The organism is Phenylobacterium sp. (assembly GCF_024508875.1).
GTDB lineage: Bacteria > Pseudomonadota > Alphaproteobacteria > Caulobacterales > Caulobacteraceae > Phenylobacterium.
Genome location: NZ_JANINU010000328.1, coordinates 1 through 1,568 on the forward strand (window position 1 = coordinate 1; position 1,568 = coordinate 1,568).

At 66.7% G+C, this 1,568-nt stretch carries 1 protein-coding gene; it reads left to right on the forward strand.

Translation table 11 applies throughout. From position 1 onward, the window contains the following. A partial coding sequence (locus Q0L11_RS21275) for a methyl-accepting chemotaxis protein (protein WP_296599937.1) occupies positions 1 to 1,132 on the forward strand: 1,132 nt, incomplete at its 5' end. Positions 1,133 to 1,568 lie beyond the last annotated feature (436 nt).

Genomic DNA, 1,568 nt, shown 5'->3' on the forward strand with positions numbered 1-1,568 from the left:
GGGCGACATGGCCCGCGCCGTGCTCGTCTTCCGCGACGCCGCGCTCGCCAAGGCCGAGGCCGACCGGGCGAAGGCCGCGGCCGACCGCGCGAAGGAAGAGGCCGACCTGGCCAAGGTCGGCGCCGAGGCGGCCCAGCGCCGGGTCGTCGAAACGCTGGACACGGCCCTGGCCGCGCTGGCGTCGGGCGACCTCACCCACGTCATTACCCAGCCGTTCGAGCCGGAATACGAGCGCCTTCGGCAATCGTTCAACAGCGCCGTCGAAGGCCTCGAGCAGAGCATCTCGGGCGTCGCGCGCTCCGCGCAGACCGTGCACATGGGCGCCGCCGAGATCTACTCCGCGTCCGAGGACCTGTCGCGTCGGACCCAGCAGCAGGCCACGCGCCTTCAGGAGACGAGCAGCGCGACCAAGCAGGTGACCGTCATGGTGGGCGAGACCGCTCAGCGCGCGGCTGACGCCCGGACGGCGATCGAAGTCGCCAACGGCAACGCCATGGAGGGCGGCGCCATCGTGACCGAGGCCATCTCGGCGATGGACGCCATCCAGACCAGCTCGGAAGAGATCAGCCAGATCATCAATCTGATCGACAGCATCACGTTCCAGACCAACCTGCTGGCGCTGAACGCGGGGGTCGAGGCGGCGCGGGCCGGCGATGCCGGCAAGGGCTTCGCGGTCGTGGCCTCGGAAGTCCGCGCGCTGGCCCAGCGCTCGGCCGACGCCGCGCGGGACATCAAGACGCTGATCCACACGTCGTCCGAGCAGGTGCAGAGCGGCGTGGGTCGCGTCGGCGACACCGGCCAGATGCTGACGCTCATCGGCGCGAAGATCGGGGACACCAACGCGCTCATCAACGAAATCGCGCAGAACACCGAAACCCAGGCCGACAACCTGAAGCAGGTGAGCAGCGCCGTCGCGAGCATGGACAGCATGACCCAGCAGAACGCCGCGATGGTGAACGAGGCGACCGCGGCGGCGCGCAGCCTGGCCGCCGAGGCCGACGAACTCACGACCCTGGTCGCGCGGTTCAGGCTCCGCGGCGCGGATAACGCTGCTTCGACGGCCACGGGCGCGGCCTATTCCGACGACCGCTCGGACACGGTCGTGGCCATGAAGGCGGCTTCCGGCTGGTAAGCCAGGAGGTCCCGGGCGGCCGCGGCCGGAGCGATCCGGACGGCGCGCCCGGGCCTGCGCCTAGTCTTGCGCAGTAAGGCGCCTCGCGGATCGGGCATCGGCGCGCGAGACTTATAATGATGCTGGCCCGGCGCGCCAATAAAGCCATGCATGAGAAATGCATGTGCGATTCTAGCCCAAATTTTCGAATGTAATTGGTACAAAATGTCGCAGGTTAAGCCTGGCAATTGAGCTGTGAATTTACTCATCAGTTACGGCCTGTGGCTCAATAAGTTGCCGAATAAAAACTATTCTAAAAATAGAACCGGGGATAATCCTATGAAATATCTGCTCGTGTCCGCAGCGCTCGCGCCTCTGCTGCTCGTTACGCCGGCGCACGCCGAGACCAAGGACGCGAAGGCCAAGGCCAGCAGCGAAGCCGTCTTCTCGACCGGCG